We start from the raw sequence: 24,400 nt of genomic DNA, 5'->3' as shown, positions 1-24,400 counted from the left end.
TTCGCAGATGCAAAAGAAAAGCATGGTATGCGTTGGACTACTTTAAGGGGACTTAAAAAATTGTCGATGCAGGCGATGCTTACTTTCGCTGCCATGAATTGAAAGAAGATGGCCACTTGGACATGGCAAGGTCCTAAAATGGCTTAACATAGTGGCTCGAAGAGCCCAAATCTCGTAACCTTTGGTCAAAATTTCAAAGGAATTTCAAAAGGGGTTCGGAATTTTTTAATTCCGAACCCCTTTTGTCTACAAACTGAGACCGAGATATGAATCTCGGCCTTCTAGCCATTATGCGCGTGATACGTATGAACCTTCGTTCGTATTGATCAATAATTTGTCACCTTGGTTGATGAAGAATGGTACTTGAACGGATAGGCCTGTCTCAAGCACAGCTGATTTCGTTCCGCCTGAAGATGTATCGCCTTTAATTCCAGGCTCAGTTTCCGCAACTTCAAGTTCCACTGTATTCGGAAGCTCAACCCCAAGCGTTTCGGCTTGGAAAGTCATGATATGCACTTCCATATTTTCTTTAAGGAATTTCAATTCGCGCTCGATGCTTGAAGCAGGCAGCTCGATTTGGTCATATGTTTCGTTATCCATGAATACATGGCTATCGCCGCTTGCATAAAGGTACTGCATTTTGCGGTTTTCGATATGTGCCTTTGCAACTTTCTCACCGGCACGGAATGTTTTCTCTTGGATGGAACCTGTACGGAGATTGCGAAGCTTAGAACGTACAAAGGCTGCACCTTTTCCAGGTTTAACATGTTGGAACTCAATAACCTGCCATATTCCGTTATCTACCTCAATCGTAACACCCGTGCGAAAATCGTTTACAGAAATCATAAATTTGTCCTCCTACATGTACATGTTTACAGAATGATTAACTCTTTCGTTGAATGAGTAAGTGCTTCGTTACCGTCAATTGTAACGATTGTATCATCTTCAATCCGCACCCCGCCAACGCCCGGCAAGTAAATGCCCGGTTCAACGGTTACGGCCATACCTGGTTCCAAAATGATATCAGACCTTAAGGATAATGCTGGGCCTTCATGAACTTCTAGACCGATTCCATGTCCGGTCGAATGTCCAAAATACTGCCCGAATCCCTTTTCTTCAATTAAGTTACGAGTTAGTGCATCCGCTTCCCTGCCCGTCATGCCAGGTTTGATCCCAGCCATTCCGCGCAGCTGCGCTTCTAAAACAATGTCATAAATGGTAATAAGTTCATCACTCGGCTTGCCAACTGCTAATGTCCGAGTTATATCAGACACATACCCGTTATAGTATGCTCCGTAATCCAATGTGACAAAATCGCCTTTTTCAATGATTTTATCCGTAGCCACTCCATGGGGAAGTGCCGACCTCTTGCCGGAAGCCACAATAATATCAAAGGAAGAAGAAGTTGCCCCCTGTTTCCTCATGAAGAATTCAAGTTCATTGGATACATCCAATTCCGAAATCCCTGGACGGATGATATCGAGGATATGTGTATAGGCAGCATCGGCAATAGCAGCCGCTTCCTTTAATATCTTAATCTCTGATGAAGTCTTTATCAAGCGTAAATTCTCAATAATTCCAGACACAGGCGTAAGTTTGGCTTCAACAGCTGCTTCGTATGTCTTGTAAGTTGCAAAAGAGAGGTGCTCCTGTTCGAAACCGAGCGTGCCGATATTCATTTCTTTAGCCTGCTTACCGACTTCTTCGATGATGGTCCCCTTGTGCTGAACGATTTCATAATCCGTTGCCTGCTTGCCAGCTTGCTCCACGTAGCGGAAATCAGTGATGAATTTAGCTTCTTTCTGGGAAATCAGTACGACACCTGCGCTCCCCGTAAAATTAGTCATATATCGGCGGTTATATGTACTGGTGATCAAAAAGCCATCAATGCCCGCCTTTTCCATTGAAGCTCTTAAGCTAATAAGTTTATTCATTCAATTTCTCCCCTTTGCAATCTTTGTGATCGCCTGCAATGCCAATTCATATCCGTGTATCCCCAAGCCGACAATCTGTCCCGCCGTAACGGGGGCGGTCACCGATTCATGCCGAAAGCTTTCACGGGCATGGATGTTCGAAATATGCACTTCCACAACTGGAACATCAATTCCGGCAATTGCATCACGAATCGCATAGCTATAATGAGTAAAAGCACCAGGATTAATGATAATCCCGTCGATTCCATGATCCTCTGACCAATGGAGCTTATCGATGATCGCTCCTTCATGGTTTGATTGAAAAGAAGACAATTCCACATGCATCCCTTCAGCTTGCAGCTGTAAAATGGCTTCCACATCCGCAAGCGTCGAGGATCCATAATGCGCCGGCTCCCGCTTCCCTAACCGATTTAAATTCGGACCATTGATTAATAAGATTTTTGTCATCATCCAACACCTGCTCATACATAAAAGAATGCTTACCATCAACATTCTACCATAATTGCAAATTGTCTTACTACTTTTTTACAACTAAGTTGCCTTCAGCTTTCCTGCTGCTTCTGGGCGGTGTTTTTATCGCGTATATATTCCTGATGATCGTATGATATAGAATATCCTACAAAAAGTCCGTATAAAATAAAAATGCAGGCACTTGTTATGATCGTATTCGTCGACATTTTCGAAAACGCTGGCAGGTCGGAGAACATCGGCTTTAAAACGAAGACCAACAAAGCCCAACAAACCCCTCCAAAAATAATCCCTGTAAAAAAGCTCTTCATCCTTTTAAAAAAGCCATAGTATATCAATGCAATCACCACAGATAAGATTCCGAAAATGATGATGGTCATGACTGCACCTAACCAGTGATCGATCCAGCTCATATTCGACCAAGAAGTAAGAATGAATCTCGGGCTGAAATCCATGAAATTGACATAGTGCGCAATCATGCCCGCAAGACTGGCTGCCGCACCGCCAACAAAACCGATGATTAATGCGTTATATAGTAGCATACTTTGATTTTCCTGTTGTTTTTGTCCATGTTCATTAGTAGACATACCAACACCTCCGCTTGTAGTATGCCCTTTGTTATATAGAACTATTTTTTTTTATTGTTAAGGAGGAGAATCACTAGAGGTTTTTCGATTTATTCTGTATGATTAAATCATAAATAATGGACGTTCAACAAAGGAATATATGTACCCTCTGTTGAAGTTTATATTGTACACAGGATGCTTCTTCCCGTGATTCAACATTCATAAAGCGTTGCAGGAATTAAAAGCGCAATTCCCCTCAGGAAGTCGCCTCAAACCTTGTAATGCTTGATAATAAACATGTTAGCACCCATGAGAGAGCTACGTGAATAACTATTAGGTTGGTGTAGAAATGTCTGAGATCCAAAAACCCGTTTATGGAGGGCAGGCTGTTGTGGAAGGCGTCATGTTCGGCGGCAAACATCACACAGTCACTGCGGTCCGCCGCAAGGATTCAACGATCGCTTATTATCATTTACCGCGTGAATCGAAGCCTGCTGTAAAGCTTATGAAAAAAATACCGTTTCTGCGGGGGATCGTATCTTTGATCCAATCCAGTGCTACCGGCTCGAAACATCTGAACTTTTCCACAGAACAGTATGAAGAAGAAGACGGGGAAAAACAGGTCGAAACGAAAAAAGAAACGAAAGAACCTTCTAAATTAAGTCTTTGGCTAGGTGTTGCCGTGATCGGTGTCATCTCCTTCCTATTCGGGAAATTGCTTTTCACTTTGATTCCTGTCTTCCTCGCAAAATTGACGGAACCCATTTTCAGTGGCCAGACGGCTCAGGTGTTAGTGGAAAGCTTGTTCAAACTGATCTTATTGCTCGTATATATTTATGTAGTCTCCTTGACGCCATTGATCAAGCGAGTCTTTCAATATCACGGAGCTGAGCATAAGGTGATCAATTGCTTCGAAAGCGGAAAAGAATTGACTGTGGCAAATGTGCAGGCAAGTTCCCGCCTTCATTATCGCTGTGGCAGCAGTTTCATTTTATTTACTGTCATTGTAGGAATGTTTGTCTATTTTTTCGTACCAATCGATCCGTTATGGGTTCGAGTCGTCAATCGCATTTTGCTTATCCCCGTCGTGCTAGGCATTGCCTTCGAGGTATTGCAGGCAACGAACAAATTAAAGGATATTCCTATTCTGCGCTACCTTGGTTACCCTGGACTTTGGCTTCAGTTATTAACGACCAAGGCCCCCACCGATGATCAAGTGGAAGTCGCATTGGCATCCTTCCACGAATTGTTAAGAATGGAAAAAGAAACTGAAAAAGGTTTAGAGTCGGATGTTATTGTGTAAAAAACTATACACAATTAAATCATGAAATAACATATACTACCTAAGGGAATGATCTTCATTTTTTTGAAATATTTTATATGAAGAATGTTTAAAATAAGCCAAAAATGCTTATGATGCTCTTAAGGAGGTGTCTTTGTTGAAACGTTTCATATCTTTCATGATATACGGAATCATCGCCCTCGGAGTCCTCGGATTATTGAGCCGACTATTTAATGACCCGATTGGCTTTTTCAGGAACATTCTCATAATAGCCATTGTCGCAGGGATTATTTATATGATCTATACCGGATTAACAAAGGGTAAACCAGTGAAAAAAGAGCAGCAGGCATTCCGGAAGGCTGCCCGCCAATCGAAAAAGAGGCTGAAAAGCCGAACGTCGAAAAAAGATAATGTGGCTAGCTTTTCTGCAGCAAAATCTTCAAAGAAAATAAAAGTGAGAAAGAAAACGGATAGCCATCTTACCGTCATCGAAGGAAAAAAGAACAAAAAGAAAAACCGGGCTTCTTTTTAAGAGCCTGGTTCAGTTTGTAGACAAAGGGGTTCGGAATTATTCCGGACCCCTTTTGAATTCCCCTCCTGAAAACAAGAAATCCACATTGCAGCTGCGACAGTGATTTGCTTGTCTTGGGCATTTCTTACAATTCACCATCCAAAACCGTTGCGGTCTGCGGCCTCGTGATTGGGCATCCATCTTTCAAACAGCCTTCAGAACCCGCTGTACTTCTTTCATTCACTATTGAGGATGGAACGGTCATACAGTAAGAAACCAAAAAAAACTGCAGACAAAGCTCCATTATCAGCGAGTTTGTCTGCAGTACCCGGTTTCTTTTTAAAGAACCGGATTTTTCATCAATAGGACCAGTGCTTTAGGAATTCTTTCGTCCGCTCTCGGCCCCGATTGATCAATTCAACCTTCTTTTCATCATTCAGATTGAAATCCATGGCGGAAATCCCCTTCATGGGGATAAAAACAATATTCTGGACATGCTTTTTGGAAATGTAACGAGCATCATGGGCATCTTTCATCGTCTTGAACAGGGCGGAAAACAATTCAACCGCATTGTCCACCTCATGCGGTTTCCATATCTCATCGACACTTAGGCGCAAGCCTATGACCGGCCTTTCCTTCCTAACCTGATCAGAATTGAATAACCACATGGGAAAATTACTCAACACACCTCCATCAACAAATAGGAAAGTGCTCTTCCCTGCGTCAAGCTTGACGGGCTCAAAGAAATAAGGAATGCTGCAGCTCATCCTTACTGCCTTGGCCACCGGAAATGTGAATGGATCGAATCCATAGTTCGGCAAATCATCAGGCAATACAACCAATTTCCCATGCGTGATATCAGATGTAATGATACGGAGGGAATTCGGCCGAACATCCTTAAAGGTGACCACCCCTCTTTCGGCAAGCTTTCCGGCAATCCATGCCTCCATCGCATCACCTTTATAGAGCCCCAGTTTCCAATATACAAGGAGCCATTTGGCGAGCGGAATGGGCAAGAGTCCCCGCCTTTTATCCAGGAGACTGCTTAAATCTATATCAAAAAAAAGCTTTTCCATTTCTTTTCCGGTATATCCAGCAGCCACGAAAGCAGCTATTATCGAACCTGCACTTGTACCGGCTGTCCTATGAAAAACAAATCCCCGATCCTCCAATTCCTGCAGGGCCCCCACTAAACCATAGCCTTTAATCCCGCCTCCGGAAAAAACGCCGTCAATAATCATAGCTGCCCTCCCCTAATCCGGTCTTTACATTTTTAAGCGGGGTTAGGGCCAATTATGACCATTTTATCTGAAAAATTCCTTCATCACGTAAAATACTGAATTTCCGCTTTAGGGAAAAATTCAGCTATATACCCGCGGATGGTCGTCTCCAGTTCGGCGGCTTCTTCGTTTTGATAAACATATTTCCCGATTCCATATCGCCCCCATTTATACTTGCGCTTTGATTCATCCAGTTCCAATTTCGTTTTAGGGTAGTTTTTTTGGATAACTTTTTTTGCCGGGCCTGTAAACCGATGCTGGATCAGTTCAAACGTCAAGTCAGGGATATCCACGCCTTCCAACGCCACACTTAATCGTTCGAATAATTCATGATAGCCTTCCTTCCACCCTTCATGACGATAAATCGGGGCAACGATGAACCCGAGCGGATATCCCGCGCCTGCCACTTTGCGAGCTGCCTCCATTCTTTCCTCGAAGGTGGAGGTTCCGGGTTCAAAATTTTTAATCACATAACGGGAATTGATGCTGAACCGAAATCTTGTTTTTCCGTTATGCTCTGCATCCAAAAGGTGATCGACGTGATGGAATTTGGTTACGAATCTGAGAACCCCATATTCACTCTTTCCAAAATATTCGATGGCCCGTTTTAATGAATGCGTCAAATGATCGATGCCGACGATATCAGATGTACAAGCAGCCTCAAACCGGGTGATTTCAGGCTTTCTCTCTTCGATATACTTTTCTGCTGCCTCGAAGATTTCATCAAGATTCACATAAGTCCTAATATAAGGTTTTGATCCAAGTGTTGTCTGCAAATAACAATAATGGCAATGTCCCATACATCCAGTGGCAAGCGGGATCGCATATTCAGCAGAAGGCTTGGAGGTATCGAATTTCAATGTTTTTCTGATCCCTACCACGAGCGTCGATTTGGCTACACGGTATTTCTGCAAATCATTTTCTCCTGGAAGGTCCCTGATTTGGTTGTGTGAGGTTGTCTCGCGGATTTCAACATTCATATCCTCGAATTTCTTTTTCAATTCCCTGCCCAGCGGATATTCCAAAGCCTTAGGTTCGATGTAAACTAACTGTGGGATAAATGGTTTCATATCGTTCTCCATTCTTGTAGTCCTGTTCAGTCCTTACTTTGAACAAAACAATATAATTGATACAGATAGCTTTTCTTTATTCTGTTATCCTCATGATTGTTTTTAGTTGGAAATTAAAATGAAGGTGGCCTAGGGAAAGGAAAATGGCCATCTATATCCCTTCAGGGGCTGAGGCAATGTTCATGGAATGCAAAAAGAAGACCAAATCACATACTTCGGTCTTCTTCATATTAGAAAAATAAAAATTGAACACATGATAGGTTACATGCTGAGAAAAAAAAGCCGTTAAGGTTGAAGAGCACCTTAACGGCTTATCAGCTAGCTTAGAGTCCGCATTTCAATTGTGCGCCGCAATTGGTGCAAGTGTTACAGCCGCCCATTTCCTGAACTTCGCCTTTACGGCAGACAGGACAGGTGTTGCCAACTTCCGATCCAATCGTCACATTCGTCGAACGCAGTTCATTTATCGTGTCGACCAATACGACTTTTTTCTTTACTTCCACATCTGTCAATTCGTCCATTTCAAGCTGCTCGTCCATTTGGTTTTCTTCCGCTTTAAGCGTAAGGACCTGACTGTCACGGCTGCCATCTACATACACGGTACCGCCTTTTGCTCCGCCTTTGTATAGACGTTCATATACTTTTTCAACTTGCTCGACCGTATATCCCTTTGGTGCATTGACCGTTTTACTGATTGAGCTGTCAATCCAGCGTTGAATGATGCATTGAACATCAGCATGAGCTTCAGGTGCTAATTCCATCGCGGAAATGAACCATTTTGGAAGCTCTTCCGTGGCCGCTTCCGGATGGCGATCCAGGTATTCCTGGACGATATCGGCCTTCACTTCAATGAATTTACCGAGACGCCCGCTGCGGAAATAGGTGAAGGAGAAATACGGTTCTAGCCCCGTTGATACCCCGACCATCGTTCCTGTGCTTCCTGTAGGCGCCACTGTCAATAAATGAGAGTTCCGGATGCCATGTGCAGCAACACTTTCCCTGATATCTTCCGGCATTTTTTCCATGAATCCGGTTTGAGTGAAACGTGCTCTAAGCACATCGGTTTCTTCATCGGTCGTACCGACCAGGAACGGGAAGCTGCCTTTTTCTTTCGCTAGTTCCACGGAAGCCCTGTAAGCTGTAGTCGCAATCGTTTCGAATACCTTGTCGACGAGGAGATTTCCTTCCTCCGAGCCGTATTCCGTTTCACAGTAGATTAACAGATCATGCAGACCCATGACACCAAGGCCTACCCGCCGCTCGCCAAGGGCTTGTTTTTTGTTTTCATCCAAGAAATAAGGAGTGGCGTCAATGACATTGTCCTGCATGCGCACACCGACTTCCACCGTTACTTTAAGCTTCTCGAAATCGACGGTTTTATTGTCTTTATCAGCCATTTCAGCCAGATTGACAGCCGCAAGGTTACATACTGAATATGGGGCCAATGGCTGTTCTCCACATGGATTCGTGGCAACGACCTGTTGACCATAAGCTTTCGCATTTGTCATTTCATTGGCATTATCAATGAAGAAAATGCCTGGTTCAGCAGAATATGTCGCACAAATGTTAATCAAGTTCCAAAGCTCTTTAGCACGGATTTTACGGTAGACACGGACTTTGTGGCCCATTTTCTCCCATTCACGAACATCGCCGACTTTATGCCATTCTTCATTATAAACTGCCATTTCTTCGGAATTATAGCTTTCCACGTCAGGGAAGCGTAATTCATACTCTTCGTCTCGTTCTGCCGCTTCCATGAATTCCTTCGTCAAACAGATCGAAATGTTGGCGCCCGTAAGAAAATCAGGATTATGAACGCTGTAGGTTCCGCCCGTACGATATTTGTCCTCTGCATCTTTAATGATTTTCTCGTTAAACCCGCCCAGTCCAGGAATCTCTTTATAATTGATGATACCTTGATACATGGCCATTTCCTGTTCGGTATGCGCAGTGAACTTCAGCTTATCGGTCGCATATTTCTTGATGGCTTCATCTTTCGTGTTTTCCACCAGGTAACGAAGGATCCTTGGATTTTGCATTTTAGAAATGATGAATTCCGCAATATCCGGGTGCCAATCAGCAAGCATGATCATTTGCGCACCGCGTCTGCTGCCGCCCTGCTCAACAAGATGTGTCAATTTCGCAATATCATCAAGCCATGACACCGAACCAGAGGATTTTCCATTAACCCCTTTTGCCAGTGTGTTTCTTGGACGAAGTGTCGAACCGTTCGTTCCGACTCCGCCTCCGCGGCTCATGATCTCCATCACCTGTTTCCGATGCTCGGAAATGCCTTCACGCGAATCCGGTACGAAAGGCATGACGTAGCAGTTGAAATAGGTAACGTCCGTATTGGATCCCGCACCATATAATACGCGTCCTGCCGGCACGAAATGAAGGTTTTTCAATTCTTGATAAAATTTATTGAACCATTCCGTCCTTTTTTCTTCCGTTGTTTCAACTGAAGCCAGTCCCGTTGCATTACGTTTCGCGATTTGCTCATAAAATATTTCTAACGGCTTTTCAATGATATCCAGCGGGCGGTTTACGATCCCCGTCTCCACTTCTTCCGGATTATCCAATACGCCGCGGAATTCATCGTCTACCAATACCTTGGCTTTTTTCGTTTCCCAATCTATTTCAACGATGTAGCCGAGTCCCCTTGCCGGGAATTTCGGATCTTCCTTAATTGTCAGCACCACAAAATCGCCTGCCGAGAGCGTGATTTTTTCAGTATCCTTAAAAGAATAGCGGTCAAGCATGACTAGACGGGATACACCCTTATGCGTCATTTTCATATCAGCGGTTACGGGGTGAACCTGGGGAAATAAAGAAATATCCTTATTCAACCTTTCTAGATCAACCTTTAGAGCATCTTTTATTACAACCGACATAATTCCCTCTCCTTTATCTGTTTCAAAATCCTTGCTGACGCAAAAATCTATATGTAGCCTTACATGTCCGTTTCGCTTAAACAAGTACTATAAATTTATCATAGCGAAACTCAATTATCAACATATAGTGTACCATTAAATATCCCAACCACTATATATTGTGTTTTTTTCGTTAACTTTTTATTTTGTCAAACGATGAATCAATTAATATAGTTAGCAAAAGGGAGGAAAATGTCGATTTACAATAATTTTTCATCAGATTTCAATTAATTTGAGCCTTGCTTTTTTTTCATCCCTTTAAGGTCTTATCCCATCAAGGAAAAGCCTATTTGGTCAAACAAATCTGAAAAAACTTTTTTATTATCCAAGCCCATCATTCCGTGTTCATCTCATGAAATTCCATTCATCGCTTTCATATTTACTTTCTGCGATGGCCTTCACTTCCAGCATTTGCTTTTCGGAGAGCGTGTAGGGCTCTAAATCAATGGACAATCCTTCTGCAAATCCTTTTTCGAAAGCAACTTTCGCTTCCGGTATGCCGATTTTCCTCCCAGCAATGTCATTTATCGCCACTGCTTTATTTTTCAGGTTTTTTTGCATTCTTTCCTTAACCCTGTCATTGGAAAATTTAAATACACTAAACAGTTTTTCATCATCAAGTTCAAGTAATATCGCACCGTGCTGAAGGATGACTCCCTTTTGCCTCGTTTGGGCGCTGCCGGCAACCTTCCTGCCCTCCACGACAAGTTCATACCAGCTTGGGGCATCGAAGCAGACGGAGGACTTCGGCGCTTTTAATGCCGCTTTCTCCTGATCGGTTCGAGGCACAGCAAAGTAAGCATCCAAGCCCAGGTTCCTGAACCCCATCAATATACCTTCTGAAATAACCCGATATGCTTCCGTGACAGTGCTCGGCATGCCTGGATAGGATTCCGGCACGATTACGCTATATGTCAATTCATGTTCATGCAGAACCGCCCGTCCTCCGGTTGGTCTGCGCACAAATCCAAGACCTTGCCGTTTGACTTCCTCAATATCAATTTCCGCTTTTGCCTTCTGGAAATAACCAATCGACAATGTCGCCGGATCCCATCCGTAAAAGCGTATGATGGGAGGAATCTCCCCCTTGCTTTGCCAGTTCAACAGTGCTTCGTCCAGCGCCATATTAAAGGCTGGTGAACAATATCCTGAATCAATGAACCCCCATTTTTCTTTCATCATCCTTACCCCTCATTTCAAATAGACTTTATCTCGGTAAGTCCGTCATCCCCTTAAAAAACTCACATGTAGTAGTTTAACAGACTTTATCGCTCTAAAAAAGGAAGTGCCATCGAGATTGATACCGAAATTGCTGAAAATTCTTTTTGATTATTGGGTAAAGCAATTATATAATAAGGATTGTCTGTAATCGTTAAGGTAGAAGGGAGTTTTTATGCTTGGAAATATTATATACACTGCTCATCATCTTAGGAGCGGTTATTGTGTATTCACTTTTTAATTGGTACCGCCAGCGTAAAATCGTTAAAACATTGACACAGGACGAATTTATCGCCAACTACAGAAAAGTGCAGCTAATCGACGTGCGGGAACCGAATGAATTTGATAATGGTCATATCTTAGGAGCTCGGAACATCCCAATGACGCAAATGAAAACCCGATTGGTGGAGATTAGGCAGGACAAGCCCGTATACTTGTATGCCCAAAGCGAAATCATCAGTGGAAGAGCTGCGGCCATGCTATACAAAAAAGGGTATAGGGAACTTTATCACCTAAAAGGCGGTTTCAAAATGTGGACCGGTAAAATCAAAGCAAAGAAATAGGCCCCCCAGTTTTTGCGTGGGTCAGCCTCGCTTTGCGGTTCACTCGAATGAACGTGCACGCATGGACAGGATGAATGCTTCGCAAGATACATAAACAAGAAAAAATCCCCGCCATGCTGGCTGGGATTTCTTCTTGTGCTTACAGGCCTTAAAGGCTACGCTTGGTGGCGCAGAACTGGCTTTCTCGCAGCTAGTGTTTCATCAAGCCGCTTTATGACGGTAGTGTGCGGAGCTTCCTGTACGACTTCCGGAGTTTCTTCCGCTTCCTTGGCAATCTGGATCATGGCATCAATGAAAGCATCGAGGGTTTCCTTCGACTCCGTTTCAGTCGGTTCGATCATCATTCCTTCCTCCACATTCAACGGGAAGTATATGGTTGGGGGATGGTAACCGAAGTCCAACAGCCTTTTCGCTATGTCGAGCGTCCTTACCCCCAATTGCTTTTGACGGCGACCGCTCAATACGAATTCATGCTTGCAATGGCGATTATATGGCAAATCGAAAAATGGTTCCAGCCTTCGCATCATATAATTTGCATTGATGACAGCATTTTCGGTGACGGCTTTCAGACCATCGGGACCCATGGAGCGAATGTACGTATATGCCCTCACATTTATTCCGAAATTCCCGTAATATGGCTTCACCCGTCCAATCGATTGCGGGCGATCATAATCCAAGGTGAACCGCTCATCCTGTTTGACCACAAGCGGCTTCGGCAAGAAGGGAATCAAATCCGCTTTCACCCCGACAGGGCCAGAACCCGGGCCTCCGCCGCCATGTGGGCCCGTGAAGGTTTTATGAAGATTCAAGTGGACTACATCAAAGCCCATGTCACCAGGGCGAGCCTTGGAAAGCACAGCATTCAGATTGGCGCCATCGTAGTAGAGCTTCCCGCCGGCATCATGAACAAGCTGTGCCATTTCCAAAATGTTCTCCTCGAATAATCCAAGCGTATTGGGATTCGTCAGCATCAAGGCTGCCGTATCCGCTCCTACCACTCTCTTTAAATCTTCAAGGTCAACTAGCCCATTTTCATCCGATTTCACCGTAATCGTCTCAAGACCGGCAACCGTGGCAGATGCCGGATTCGTACCATGTGCCGAATCCGGGACGATTACCTTCGTCCGTGCAGTATCGCCATTGGCCTCGTGGAAGGCCCGGATCATCATCAACCCGGTCCATTCACCGTGGGCACCTGCGGCAGGCTGCAAAGTCACTTGATCCATCCCTGTGATTTCCGTTAGATGCTCCTGCAAATCAAATAACAGCTCCAGGGCTCCCTGGACGGTAGATGGGTCTTGATATGGATGGATGTGGGCAAACCCGTTATAACGTGCCACATTTTCATTGATTTTCGGATTGTATTTCATCGTGCATGATCCTAGCGGGTAAAACCCTGAATCCACGCCATGATTACGCTTGGAGAGGGCTGTATAGTGACGCATGATATCCAGCTCCGACACTTCGGGAAGCGCCGCTTCTTCTGTACGGATATACCCGTTTGGAAGGATTTCTTCAAGAGGAATAGCTTCCACATCCATTTCCGGCAGGCTGTATCCGATGCGTCCGGGTGTACTGATTTCAAAAATGAGTGATTGATCTTGGTTATTCATGTTGATCCCCCAATTCCTGCGCAAATGCATCGATTTCTTCTTTCGTTCTAAGTTCAGTTACGGCGACAAGCATATGTCCATTCAGTTCAGGATAAACGGAGCCTAAATCGAAGCCGCCGATCATCCCTTTTTCGAATAGGTTCTTATTGACTTCCGAAAATGGAGCAGGAAGTTTGATCACGAATTCATTGAATGATGGACCATCGAACACAATCTCTATTCCTTTTTGCATGAATGCTTTTTTCGCATAATGTGCCTTTTGAATATTTTGCACAGCCATTTCCTTGACACCCTTTTTTCCAAGGGCGGTCATCGCAACGGAAGCCGCTAGTGCATTCAAAGCTTGGTTGGAGCATATGTTGGAAGTTGCCTTATCACGGCGTATATGCTGCTCACGAGCTTGCAGCGTCAGCACGAAGCCTCTTTTGCCATCTTCGTCAACCGTTTGACCGACGAGCCGGCCAGGCACTTTTCGCACCAGTTTATTCGTGACGGCAAAATATCCACAATGAGGTCCGCCAAATGCTGCTGGGATTCCGAAGGGCTGTGCATCTCCGGTTACGATATCCGCACCAAGCGAGCCTGGCGATGCCAAAGCTCCCAATGCAAGAGGATTACTGGACACGATAAACATGGACTTGGCATTATGAATGATTTCTTCCATTTCTTTCAAAGGCTCGATTCGACCAAAGAAGTTTGGATATTGGATGATCACGCCAGCGATGTCCTCAGTGGCCATTTCCCTTAAAGCGGCCACATCGGTCACGCCGTCTTTATAAGGTACTTCGATCACTTCCACGCGTTGCCCCTTCGCATATGTCTTGACCACTTCTCTTGATTCAGGATGTACCGCTCCTGAAATGAGAATTTTCTTCCGGCGTGTCTGACCAGAAGCAAGCATGGCAGCTTCAGCCAGCGCCGTCCCCCCGTCATACATCGAGGAGTTAGCCACATCCATACCCGTCAACTCACAAACCATGGTTTGATACTCAAAGATGGCTTGAAGCTCTCCTTGTGAAATTTCTGGCTGGTAAGGTGTATACGCGGTATAAAATTCCGAACGGGAAAGAACATGATCGACGATGACCGGTGCATAATGGTCATATACACCCGCTCCTAGGAAAGAAGCATAGCTTTTAAGATCCGCGTTCCTGGAAGCAAGCCTCGCTAATTCCTTCATTAAGGCCGGTTCCGATTTAGCTGGTTTGATATCATATTCTCCTTGAAAGCGAACACTTTCAGGGATATCTTTGAAAAGTTCTTCAACCGTGGGTACCCCTATCACTTGCAGCATGTCCTGTTGATCTTGTTCTGTCATGGGTAAATAACGATGTTTCATCTAATGACCATTCCCCTCTATTTACGTGGTTTTTTATAAAAAGGTGTTTGTATGATAGTGGCTTTCAAACGTTTCGAACGGATCTCCACTTCGACAGTTGCATCCAGCGCCGAAAATTCCTTGTCGATAAGTACCAATCCAACATTTTTCTTCAATGTAGGGGATTGGGTGCCTGTCGTGACCTCGCCAATGATTTGGTCCCCGCTGTATACCTTATAACCATGACGTGGAATGCCACGGTCAATCATCTCAATTCCAACAAGCTTGCGAGGAGCCCCTTTTTCCTTTTGTTCAGCAAGAACAGCTTTCCCGAAAAAATCAGCTTCCTTATCCACTTTTACCGCAAAACCGATCCCCGCCTCTATCGGGGTGATGTCCGCTGATAGCTCCTGTCCATACAACGGCAGTTTCGCTTCAAATCTCAGGGTATCACGAGCACCCAAACCAATCGGCTGAATTCCTTCTTCCTTCCCAGCTTCCAAAATCGCCTTCCAAAGGGAAGGACCATTTTCACTGCGGCTATATATCTCAAATCCATCTTCGCCTGTATATCCGGTACGGGAAACGATCGTAGCGATCCCATTTATCATGACGTTTTCCTTGAACTTGAAAAAGCCAATTTCACTAAGGTCCGTGTCACCTGACAGTTTTTGCAATATCTTCTCTGCAGCCGGTCCTTGAAGGGCTAGCTGTGTATAGTCACTTGATACATTCGTAAGTTGGACATCTTCCGGACAATTTGCTTGCAGCCAGTTAAAATCTTTTTCCGTATTAGCTGCATTGACCACGAGCAAATAGTCATCCTCCGCCATTTTATAAACGATGAGGTCATCAATCGTCCCCCCGTTTTCATAACACATTGCCGTATATAGCGCCCCGCCCTGCTGCAGCTTCGATACATCGTTGGTCAGCATCTTCTGTAAAAAAGGAAGGCTTCCAGGACCCTTTACATCAACCTCTCCCATATGCGAAACATCGAATAAACCCGCCTTTGCACGAACGGCTTCATGCTCATCCTTGATGCCCGAAAATTGGACGGGCAGTTCCCAGCCTCCAAAATCAATCGTTTTGCCTCCGCTTTCCTGATAAACCTCGAATAGTGGTGTTCTTTTTAAATTGGTCAAAAAATGACCCCCCTCAGATATTTTTGGATTAAATAGGCTTCATGATCGAATAGCTTCAAAATCATTCGTGATTCCTGATATGAAAAAGCACAAAAAAGGACAGAGAAAGCCCGTTTGAGCTTTTTCTCTGTCCTGAAACCTGAAAGTTTACCTATATGATAGGTTTTCCCCTTTGGTGGCCGTCCAATCGGCGGCGCTCTCCAGAGTTGCGTCCAATAAGAGTTCTTTTGCCTGAGAGATTCACTGCTAAGTTTGCTCCTTCGGCGCTACATCCGTAGTCTCTCCCCTTATCTTCAACCGCATATAATGGTTTACCCATGCAAGGGACCACTCCCTGGCATTCGTAATCCCTGGGCATTCATGGAATAACTTCACTGCCACCTCTTTTATCTTCAGTTAACTTGGATAAAGTGGGAGCCTATGGCCCATACTAATGAAACGTGAACCACAAAATCAAAGTACTTCAAGCGTGGAAAATTGGAATTTTCTAAATATACTTATATCCTACCCTAAGAAACTTATCTCTGCAATATCTTTTGAAGATAAATATTTTTCTTATTTCACATATGAAATGTTCGGATTTTGACCTTATATTAAGGAAATTATGATGTAAGAGGGAGTTTTTTCTATGAAAATCAATATATCCTCCAATTTAGAATGGAATGACGAGTTTCTGCAAAAAATTGAAAATGACGGACCATGGGGAAATTGGGAGCTTTATAAGCTGGCTGTTCAAATGGAAGAAAACCTCATCATCCCTGATTTTGAAGGATTACAGGCACCCAAGCACCTGCCTCATCTAACCCCGCTTCCCCACCAATTGGAGGCAGCAAAACAAGTCGTGGAAAAGATGAATGGGAAGGCCATATTAGCTGATGAGGTGGGGCTCGGGAAAACGATCGAAGCCGGGCTGATCTTAAAGGAATATATGATACGAGGCCTTGTCAAAAAAGTATTGATCCTTGTACCCGCTTCCCTCGTTTCACAATGGGCATTTGAATTGAATACGAAGTTTCATATCCCGGCAGTCGCCCAAAGGAAAAGCTACGTTTGGGAATCCTGCGATGTCGTCATATCTTCGATTGATACGGCGAAACGCGCTCCCCATCGTGATATCATCTTCAATCAGGAATATGACTTCATCATCATTGACGAAGCCCATAAACTAAAAAACAACAAAACGAAGAACTACGAGTTCGTCCAAAATCTGAAAAAGAAATTTTGCCTGCTCCTGACGGCAACTCCCATCCAAAATAAAGTCGAGGAAATCTTTCACCTTGTTTCCTTATTGAAACCAGGGCATTTGGGGAATGCTTCACTCTTTTCAGAAAAATATAAAGGAAAAGGCCGAGGCATAATCGAGGATGAACATCTTAAGGAACTCGTAAACACGGTCATGATTCGCAATCGGAGGGCCGATACCGGGATCGAATGGACAAAACGGCATGTGGAAACCATCACCATCGAGTTTTCTCCCACCGAACAAGCCTTATATGATGCTGTTTCACAATTCAAGCCGATTACAGAAGGAACGAAGGGAAGCACCTTTTCCGCTCTCACCCTCCAAAGGGAAGCTTGTTCAAGCAGGGAGGCAGTCTATTACACTTTAAAAAATATGAAAGCTAAATATGACGATCCTTCGCCCGACTATACGGCAAAGCTTGATGAACTATTTACAAAGGTGAATGAAACGGTTCAGAACTCTAAAGCCGAAAAGGCTCTGGAACTGATCAAGAAAATCGATGATAAAGTGATCATTTTCACCGAATACCGCGCCACCCAGCTCTATTTACAATGGTATTTACAGCAAAACGGAATCTCTTCCGTTCCATTTCGCGGCGGCTTCAAACGAGGAAAGAAAGACTGGATGCGGGAATTGTTCCAAAAGAACATACAGGTGTTAATTGCTACGGAAGCTGGAGGGGAAGGAATAAACCTGCAGTTTTGCCATCACTTGATTAATTTCGACCTGCCCTGGAACCCGATGAGACTTGAGCAAAGAATCGGGCGGATACATCGGCTTGGTCAGGAAGAAGATGTCATGATTTATAACTTTGCGACGAAAAATACGGTCGAAGAGCATATCCTCAAATTACTATACGAAAAAATCAATTTGTTTGAAAAGGTGATTGGGGAATTGGATGATATCCTAACCAAGTTGGACATCAGCAATATTGAGGAATATTTAATAGATGTAGTCGGCGAGTCGAAAACCGAGGGAGAAATGAAAATCAAGATGGATAATTTCTCGTCGTTAATTCAATTCGCACAAGCCATGAAGGAAGGTGAGGTTCATGCAGCAACAGGAAATTCATGATTTTTTACACACTTACTTTAAAGCCAATGATTGCGAAATTTTGGCCGATGGAGGCTCCCACCTTACCGTTCAGCTGACAATCGACATGGATAAGGAATTAATGAACCGCCCTTTCTATTGGCACTATCTTGAAAAAACAGGCGGGATTCCGAACCCGGCAGTAATCACCTTCATAACCGACCCAGATCGGACCCCAGCGGATTTGAAGGGCGAAATGATTCATTTCGGTTCCCCCCGCCTTCATCAGATTATCCAATCGACGAAGAAGCTGGCCGGATATACGAGACTCTTTGAGGATACCCCTCCGGTTAAAGGCGGAAATCATCCGTTATTTCCTTGGCTGACACTCAATGTAAAAATATCTTATCAATGCGATCGTAAAAAAGATACCTTTATGTCCATCGGCCTGAATCTCATTTCAGGAGAAATCATGGAAGGGTTTCATAATCGGCTCATGCCAGTCAAAGTCACCCCGAAGATCCCGGATTACTCCTTTACCCTTTCACCGCTCATCATGCCTAAAAGTGGATTGGCAAGACTCGATACTTACATCAGGACCAGTTTCGAGGGTGATGACCATTCATGGGCGGAAGAAGCCATGAGACGCTGGCAGGATGACTTGAATCTGTTGGAGCATTTTTACAAGGACATGGACGAAAAAAGTGATAGCTATTTTACCGAAAAAGAGGCACTCAAGGCGCAATATGAACCCAACATACGAATATCGATCATTAACGGGGGATTATTTTACCTTTCAGACCGCGCATTGGGATAGACCTCCTGCGGGAAATGCGATCCGCGGAAAGCGAGCGCCCACAGTGTAACGAAACGATCATTGGACACATCATCAAAACTGTGTGCAATCGCAATTCCAGCTTATTTTGCACACAATTGAAGTGGAACGGAGGGTGCGAGACTCCTGCGGGAAATGCGTGTCACGTGAGACACCGCAGGCTGAAAGACGAGGAGGCTCACGGAACGCCCACGGAAAGCGAGCACTCGCAGTGAAACAACGATCATTGGACACATCATCAAAACTGTGCGCAATCGCAATTCCAGCTTATTTTGCACACAAATGGGAGTGGAACGGAGGGTGCGAGACTCCTGCGGGAAATGCGTGTCACGTGAGACACCGCAGGCTGAAAGCCAAGGAGGCTCATGGACCGCCCGCGGAAAGCGAGCTCCCACAGTGAAACGGAATGGTCATTGGACAAATCTCTACCTGTGCGCAATCGCAATCGCAATTCCAGCTTATTTTGCACACAAATGGGAGTGGAACGGAGGGTGCGAGACTCCTGCGGGAAATGCGTGTCACGTGAGACACCGCAGCTGAAAGACGAGGAGGCTCACGGAACGCCCGCGGAAAGCGAGCACTCGCAGTGAAACAACGATCATTGGACACATCATCAAAACTGTGCGCAATCGCAATTCCAGCTTATTTTGCAAATGGGAGTGGAACGGAGGGTGCGAGACTCCTGCGGGAAATGCGTGTCACGTGAGACACCGCAGGCTGAAAGACGAGGAGGCTCACGGACCGCCCGCGGAAAGCGAGCGCCCACAGTGAAACGGAATGGTCATTGGACAAATCTCTACCTGTGGGCAATTGGAATCCACTCTTATATTTCAAATGCAGAGTGGAATGAATTCAATTTCAATACAAACAAAATAACTGTAGACAAACCCCTTATCATTTTTGGGTTTGTCTACAGTTTGAGATGTCCATGTACAATGAAGGACATCTGTTTCATTTTTTGATATTCTTCCTTACAAACATCGTCAACGCAAAAGGGACAATGCCAAACCAATGGGACATCCCGTGATTTTTATCCTCTTTTTTATGACGGCGCTTTTCTCTTCGTTCTTTTTTGGTCAGATTAAAATATTCGACAAACTGTTGCGTCAGATATTTAATATAAGCGTTAGTAGACATATGGTATCACCCTATGATAAGCATGCCCGATTGCTGCTACTTTTATTCCTGGACGTCCTTTCTTAACACGGCCAGCATCTCGTTGATCCGCCAATCGGAACGCGTCAGCCAGTCTGTTTTTCGATCCATTCCACCACTCTCCCCGCCTCTTTATCATATTGTATGACGATCCTGCCCACTCGATCATTTTTAGTCGTGGAGGAAAATTCGATAAATGCATATCGACCGTCATGCTTCAACAACGAATACCGCACCGCACCATCTGGATACGTTATGTCCCCTTGGAATACTTCCGGCATATCCTCCTCCCACCCTGCCGTCACTTCCTTAACGGCTAGATGGACAAGATGGTCTGCCACCAACGATTCTTCCACTTCTTTATAAAATCTTTTATCGATGATAAATTGATCGATCATTAAAATCATCAGCATGATGAAAACACTGGCTATAATCAGCACCATCGGGAAAACGACTCCTTTTTGATTATTCATCCGCTTCGTTCCCATCTTTAAAGTATGGATGAAAGCTTCGGCTAAAAGTAGTCCCTGCCTTATCTGTCACAACCAGGACAATGACGCTGCCATCCTTCTTCACCTGAAATTTTGATATGTTCTGCAGGATGACTTCATGCCCCTTGCCATCGACCCTCCTGCGAACCTTATCTTCATATTGTTCAATGGATGATAATTGATCACCTGACATTAAATATAATCCACTCCCCCTTACAACCTGGGATTTGGAGCTCCGGATTTCCTGATGCATCTGCATGGTGAAGACCTCCCACTCTTTAGGATGCAATTTATTAACCGCCTCCACCTGGGTTTGGATGATGGAGAAAAGCTGCACAACAAAAAGAGAAATCAACATCAAAATCAGTAGTGAAAAAAGCATTTCAATCATCGTAAAGCCATCATTTTGCCGCAATATCACAAATCGACTCATCTTTTCCCGATGCATTTTCATAACGTACACATCCTTCAATAGTTCCCGATGAATCTCCATCGTCCTTCCAAATCATGCGGTAGGATTTTTTTTGAATAATGAATTCCTGCTCCATGCCCTGTACCTCCCCTTCCATGAACGCCGTCAACCTTTCATACAACAAATGGTGGGCTTCCGTCTTCATGATCATATTTTTGCGGTCGGTCATCACATTCTCAAGGATCGGTAAAATCGAGAGCGCCAAAAATGCACAAACAGAAAAGGCGGCCATCAGCTCAAGGTACACATACCCTTTACAATTTCTCAATCCTGAACCTCCCTTTGCCGATATTCAGAACCAATTTGTACTTCCCCTTCGATGTTTCAATCATCAATGTTCCTGCTTTTGATACATTTCCATTCTGATTAAAATAAAAGCTAAACCCTAAAGTGCCACTTGAAAAGTGGATATCCGCAGGTATGCTTCGCTCCAGGATCTTACCCTCTTTGTATGAGGAAACGGTATATATCTTATTGACATCATCGATATGCAGGTAAATCAACCCTTCATGGCTGATGGCATATTGTTGTGCATAGAAAAGATCCTCATGAAATTGGGAAAGGAACAGCCTTTCTTCCATTCCTCTATTGAAGCTTGGATATAAATTGGGGGTTATGGAAAGCAGCAGTATAAAAATGACAAGGACAATTAGGGTTTCCGACATCGTAAATCCCCCATTGTCATGCTTAATCATTCCTTTTCTTCTACTCAACAATCGTTATTTTCCCCTTTTTATCCAAGCTGATCTCATCTCCATTCGGACAGGTGGTCTGTTTAAGATAACCTTGGCTTTCCAATTCATCTATGCTCCCAGGCAGCTTGGCATTGTCAATCTCATATGCCTGCACTTGTGCTTGGGCCATCTTTACGAAGGCTTCGCATCCTCTTGTATGGATCGTCGATTGATGCTTGGTGATATTGGGTATGGTAATGATCAAAAGTATCGAGATGACTAGTAAAACAATAAGCATCTCAATTAGGGTAAAACCTCTTTCATCCAAAACTTTCTTCATATCATCCTGCTCCTTAAACCATCTGATCTCAGAATGGTTTTTGTGCAGTTTCACCTCCACATTTCAATAATGAAATTCTTAAATCCCATCGAGCAATGAGAACATCGGCAGCAAAACCGCTAAATAAATCGACACGATCAGGAGACCTATCACCGAAAACATAAGGGGTTGGAGGATTTTTAGGGTGACGTTCATTTTCTCTTCCATCCTCTCAAGCAAGAAACGGCTGTAATGCAATAGCTCCACATCAAGCCTCCCGTATTTTTGTCCATTTGCTGCAACCACTGGCAAATTCTTATCAAAATAAGGCAATTCACGAAAAATCATTTCAAGCGAACGGCCTTCTGTCAGGTCATCCTTCATGATCGAGCAGAGTTTTTGATAAAATGGCTGCTGCTGATTTATCGAGAACAATTTAATGCTTTCGTTAATGGACAATCCACCGGAAAGCATGCCGCTGAATTGGCTTGCAAAAAAATAGGTTTCATATAATTTGATGAAGTTCCCTAATACCGGAATGCCCATCAGGATCGTTCGCTGCCGTAAAGGGCATAATCGGTTGAACCAAAAGAGCTTGAGCAGATACGAGAATAGGATCAAGAAAAGCAAAACGAAGGGAAGAAGAGGCAGAATGAAGGAAAATGCAGACAACAGAATCAGGATGGCATTTTGATCGACATCCATCGTTAAATAGATGGCCTGGAATTGGGGAAGGAGAACACTTTGGAGAATATAAAACACGATGCCTACAAAAAAAGCCAGGAATATGGGGTAAACCAATATTTTTTTTACTTTATCCAGATCTTCCGTTCTTTTCTTCCAATATCCCCCGCCTTCTTTCAACGCCCGATCAAGGTCGCCGTACTGCTCTCCATAAAAGATATAACTGACAAGTTGTGGATGAAAATCTAGATGGGACAGCACTTGATGCAAGGGATAGCCATTCCTTAAATCTTGTAAGGCTTTAGAGAAATCTCCCGCCTTCTTCTTGGATTCTTGAAACTCGAGGAAACGGATTGCTTCTGCCAAGGGATAGCCATGGCTTAATAATTCACCTAGCTTCGTAACGAAGACGGCTTGTTCCTTCAACTGCCATTTACTTTTAGTCATCACGATATACCAGCCGATCGTATTCTTGTGTACCGACAAAACCCATGGCAACCGCTTTACCAATTTCATCCTTTAATCTACGATAGCTGACAGACGCGCCGCCCTTTTCATCCTTAATCGTTTGGAAAAGGTCGGCCAAGCTTTTCCCATAAAGCAATTCATACACACTCGCCCTTTTCGTCCTATCCGTCCGTTCGCAAGCAGATGGACAATCCCCGTTACACGAAAGGCAGCGAAGTTCAACCAGACGCTGAGCTGTCACGCCAACCAAGCTTTGTTCTATTTCAAGCAGGCTTGCACCAAATTCAAGCAGCCTGGAGATGGCCCCTTGTGCATCCCTTGTATGCATCGTCGTCAGGATCAAATGTCCGGTCAATGCGGCACGCACCGCGATTTTCGCCGTTTCCGAATCCCTGATTTCCCCCACCATGATCACGTCCGGGTCATGCCTAAGCACAGCTTTTAGGCCGACGGAATAGGTAATGCCCGCCTTTTCATTGATTTGGACTTGCAGCACCTTTTCGGACACATTTTCAATCGGATCTTCAAGTGTAATGATATTTCGATTGAGCATCACACGTGCATGATGAAGCAGGGAATATAGGGTAGTCGTTTTCCCGCTGCCGGTGGGGCCGGTAAAAATGAGCATGCCATGGGAGTGCTTCAGGAGCGCGATCAATTTTTGGGCGGTATTCGGGAATAAGGATAATTGTTCTAGCGGAAGGATATTCTGTTGGGGTATCAAGCGGATGACCAGACTTTCGAGATAGGCAGTGGGGAGTGTGGAGAGGCGAAGTCCTACCACTTGGTCAGCTAAATTCATGGTGATGGCGCCACTTTGCGGCCTCCTTTTTTCGCCTATATCCATTGCGGCAAGGAACTTCAAGTGGGCTATAAGCCTTTCAGCTTCAAAGAATGATATTGTTTCTTGCGGTACGAGCTTATTGTCTATCCTGAATTGGATGAGCGGCCCCTCCCTGCGAAAAAAAATATGGATGTCAGTCGCCGATAACCGAATGGCACGAGTCAGGATTTTTTCTGCCGTTTTTTCTATCGATATCAAATCAATCTTCACCTCCTATTTTTCTTGATTTTAAAATTCGACAACGACCGACAATTTCCTCCTTACAAATAAAAAAATTCCCGA

At 44.3% G+C, this 24,400-nt stretch carries 26 protein-coding genes and 2 riboswitches; of the genes, 7 read left to right on the top strand and 19 right to left on the bottom strand.

What is annotated here, in order from left to right; translation table 11 throughout:
* Positions 1–102: transposase (locus AS888_RS09895; protein ID WP_061142019.1), on the top strand; the 102-nt coding region annotated here is incomplete at its 5' end.
* A 186-nt stretch (positions 103–288) separates the two neighbouring features.
* Here the strand turns inward: AS888_RS09895 and efp are convergent.
* The 4 genes from efp to AS888_RS09875 form a co-directional block, all read right to left on the bottom strand.
* On the bottom strand, positions 289–846 hold the full coding sequence (efp, locus tag AS888_RS09890; RefSeq protein ID WP_034308328.1) for an elongation factor P: 558 nt from the start codon (positions 844–846) through the stop codon (positions 289–291).
* 26 nt (positions 847–872) lie between these two features.
* The gene (locus AS888_RS09885) at positions 873–1,934 is read right to left on the bottom strand and encodes a M24 family metallopeptidase (RefSeq protein WP_061142018.1); all 1,062 of its coding nucleotides are present in this window, start codon (positions 1,932–1,934) and stop codon (positions 873–875) included.
* A complete protein-coding gene (aroQ, locus tag AS888_RS09880) occupies positions 1,935–2,381 on the bottom strand; it encodes a type II 3-dehydroquinate dehydratase (RefSeq protein WP_061142017.1) in 447 nt (148 codons plus the stop codon).
* A gap of 95 nt (positions 2,382–2,476) precedes the next feature.
* The gene (locus AS888_RS09875; protein WP_061142016.1) at positions 2,477–2,989 is read right to left on the bottom strand and encodes a YqhR family membrane protein; all 513 of its coding nucleotides are present in this window, start codon (positions 2,987–2,989) and stop codon (positions 2,477–2,479) included.
* Between the two features lie 328 nt (positions 2,990–3,317).
* Between AS888_RS09875 and AS888_RS09870 the strand changes: the two genes are divergently transcribed.
* Both AS888_RS09870 and AS888_RS09865 read left to right on the top strand, forming a co-directional pair.
* Positions 3,318–4,271 carry a DUF1385 domain-containing protein gene (locus tag AS888_RS09870; RefSeq protein ID WP_061142015.1) on the top strand — a complete coding sequence of 318 codons (954 nt, stop codon included), beginning with the start codon at positions 3,318–3,320 and terminating at the stop codon, positions 4,269–4,271.
* Positions 4,272–4,407: 136 nt separating this feature from the next.
* Entirely contained in the window at positions 4,408–4,782 is a 375-nt protein-coding gene (locus AS888_RS09865; protein WP_061142014.1) for an SA1362 family protein, read from the top strand.
* Between the two features lie 338 nt (positions 4,783–5,120).
* Here the strand turns inward: AS888_RS09865 and AS888_RS09860 are convergent, their stop codons facing one another.
* The 4 genes from AS888_RS09860 to AS888_RS09845 form a co-directional block, all read right to left on the bottom strand.
* Positions 5,121–6,002: a patatin-like phospholipase family protein gene (locus tag AS888_RS09860; RefSeq protein ID WP_061142013.1), complete on the bottom strand. Its 882-nt coding sequence runs from the start codon at positions 6,000–6,002 to the stop codon at positions 5,121–5,123.
* An 83-nt stretch (positions 6,003–6,085) separates the two neighbouring features.
* Positions 6,086–7,111 (bottom strand): spore photoproduct lyase, encoded by a 1,026-nt coding sequence (gene splB, locus AS888_RS09855; RefSeq protein ID WP_061142012.1) that lies wholly within the window; start codon positions 7,109–7,111, stop codon positions 6,086–6,088.
* Positions 7,112–7,434: 323 nt separating this feature from the next.
* Positions 7,435–10,005: a vitamin B12-dependent ribonucleotide reductase gene (locus AS888_RS09850; RefSeq protein WP_061142011.1), complete on the bottom strand. Its 2,571-nt coding sequence runs from the start codon at positions 10,003–10,005 to the stop codon at positions 7,435–7,437.
* A 384-nt stretch (positions 10,006–10,389) separates the two neighbouring features.
* Positions 10,390–11,226, bottom strand: coding sequence for a lipoate--protein ligase family protein (locus AS888_RS09845; RefSeq protein WP_061142010.1), 837 nt, complete (start codon positions 11,224–11,226; stop codon positions 10,390–10,392).
* Positions 11,227–11,441: 215 nt separating this feature from the next.
* On the opposite strand from AS888_RS09845, the gene AS888_RS09840 reads away from it, so the two are divergent.
* Positions 11,442–11,825, top strand: a complete 384-nt coding sequence (locus tag AS888_RS09840; RefSeq protein WP_061142009.1) for a rhodanese-like domain-containing protein — start codon at positions 11,442–11,444, stop codon at positions 11,823–11,825.
* A 155-nt stretch (positions 11,826–11,980) separates the two neighbouring features.
* Here the strand turns inward: AS888_RS09840 and gcvPB are convergent, their stop codons facing one another.
* The 3 genes from gcvPB to gcvT are packed head-to-tail and all read right to left on the bottom strand — an operon-like array spanning position 11,981 to position 15,901.
* Complete coding sequence (gene gcvPB, locus AS888_RS09835; RefSeq protein WP_061142008.1) at positions 11,981–13,438, bottom strand: aminomethyl-transferring glycine dehydrogenase subunit GcvPB; 1,458 nt, start codon at positions 13,436–13,438, stop codon at positions 11,981–11,983.
* Entirely contained in the window at positions 13,431–14,777 is a 1,347-nt protein-coding gene (gcvPA, locus tag AS888_RS09830; RefSeq protein WP_061142007.1) for an aminomethyl-transferring glycine dehydrogenase subunit GcvPA, read from the bottom strand. The genes gcvPB and gcvPA overlap by 8 nt, the downstream gene beginning before the upstream one ends.
* Before the next feature lie 17 nt (positions 14,778–14,794).
* The gene (gene gcvT, locus AS888_RS09825) at positions 14,795–15,901 is read right to left on the bottom strand and encodes a glycine cleavage system aminomethyltransferase GcvT (RefSeq protein WP_061142006.1); all 1,107 of its coding nucleotides are present in this window, start codon (positions 15,899–15,901) and stop codon (positions 14,795–14,797) included.
* 125 nt (positions 15,902–16,026) lie between these two features.
* A riboswitch (glycine riboswitch) is annotated at positions 16,027–16,107 on the bottom strand.
* Between the two features lie 3 nt (positions 16,108–16,110).
* A riboswitch (glycine riboswitch) is annotated at positions 16,111–16,198 on the bottom strand.
* Between the two features lie 331 nt (positions 16,199–16,529).
* Here gcvT and AS888_RS09820 point away from each other — a divergent pair.
* From AS888_RS09820 to AS888_RS26410, 3 genes are all read left to right on the top strand, one after another.
* Positions 16,530–18,218, top strand: a complete 1,689-nt coding sequence (locus tag AS888_RS09820) for a DEAD/DEAH box helicase (protein WP_061142005.1) — start codon at positions 16,530–16,532, stop codon at positions 18,216–18,218.
* Positions 18,196–18,993 carry a YqhG family protein gene (locus tag AS888_RS09815; RefSeq protein ID WP_061142004.1) on the top strand — a complete coding sequence of 266 codons (798 nt, stop codon included), beginning with the start codon at positions 18,196–18,198 and terminating at the stop codon, positions 18,991–18,993. The genes AS888_RS09820 and AS888_RS09815 overlap by 23 nt, the downstream gene beginning before the upstream one ends.
* 383 nt (positions 18,994–19,376) lie before the next feature.
* On the top strand, positions 19,377–19,601 hold the full coding sequence (locus AS888_RS26410) for a hypothetical protein (protein WP_221408591.1): 225 nt from the start codon (positions 19,377–19,379) through the stop codon (positions 19,599–19,601).
* A 361-nt stretch (positions 19,602–19,962) separates the two neighbouring features.
* Here AS888_RS26410 and AS888_RS09810 read toward each other — a convergent pair whose 3' ends face one another.
* The 8 genes from AS888_RS09810 to comGA form a co-directional block, all read right to left on the bottom strand.
* Positions 19,963–20,148 carry a YqzE family protein gene (locus AS888_RS09810; RefSeq protein WP_061142003.1) on the bottom strand — a complete coding sequence of 62 codons (186 nt, stop codon included), beginning with the start codon at positions 20,146–20,148 and terminating at the stop codon, positions 19,963–19,965.
* A 104-nt stretch (positions 20,149–20,252) separates the two neighbouring features.
* Positions 20,253–20,639 carry a competence type IV pilus minor pilin ComGG gene (comGG, locus tag AS888_RS09805; protein WP_061142002.1) on the bottom strand — a complete coding sequence of 129 codons (387 nt, stop codon included), beginning with the start codon at positions 20,637–20,639 and terminating at the stop codon, positions 20,253–20,255.
* Entirely contained in the window at positions 20,632–21,072 is a 441-nt protein-coding gene (gene comGF / locus AS888_RS09800) for a competence type IV pilus minor pilin ComGF (protein ID WP_221408590.1), read from the bottom strand. Before comGF ends, comGG begins: the two co-directional genes overlap by 8 nt.
* Positions 21,059–21,397 (bottom strand): hypothetical protein, encoded by a 339-nt coding sequence (locus AS888_RS09795; protein WP_061142000.1) that lies wholly within the window; start codon positions 21,395–21,397, stop codon positions 21,059–21,061. Before AS888_RS09795 ends, comGF begins: the two co-directional genes overlap by 14 nt.
* Entirely contained in the window at positions 21,384–21,794 is a 411-nt protein-coding gene (comGD, locus tag AS888_RS09790; RefSeq protein ID WP_061141999.1) for a competence type IV pilus minor pilin ComGD, read from the bottom strand. The genes AS888_RS09795 and comGD overlap by 14 nt, the downstream gene beginning before the upstream one ends.
* 40 nt (positions 21,795–21,834) lie before the next feature.
* Positions 21,835–22,143: a competence type IV pilus major pilin ComGC gene (gene comGC, locus AS888_RS09785; RefSeq protein ID WP_061141998.1), complete on the bottom strand. Its 309-nt coding sequence runs from the start codon at positions 22,141–22,143 to the stop codon at positions 21,835–21,837.
* 78 nt (positions 22,144–22,221) lie between these two features.
* Positions 22,222–23,322, bottom strand: coding sequence for a competence type IV pilus assembly protein ComGB (gene comGB, locus AS888_RS09780; protein WP_081092379.1), 1,101 nt, complete (start codon positions 23,320–23,322; stop codon positions 22,222–22,224).
* On the bottom strand, positions 23,246–24,316 hold the full coding sequence (gene comGA / locus AS888_RS09775; protein ID WP_061141996.1) for a competence type IV pilus ATPase ComGA: 1,071 nt from the start codon (positions 24,314–24,316) through the stop codon (positions 23,246–23,248). Before comGA ends, comGB begins: the two co-directional genes overlap by 77 nt.
* Positions 24,317–24,400: the final 84 nt, after the last annotated feature.

Origin of the sequence: Peribacillus simplex, assembly GCF_001542915.1 — a bacterium.
GTDB classification, from domain to species: Bacteria; Bacillota; Bacilli; order Bacillales; family DSM-1321; genus Peribacillus; species Peribacillus simplex_B.
Note: the sequence above shows the minus strand (reverse complement) of the source record. Positions and strands in the feature narration are given on the sequence as shown.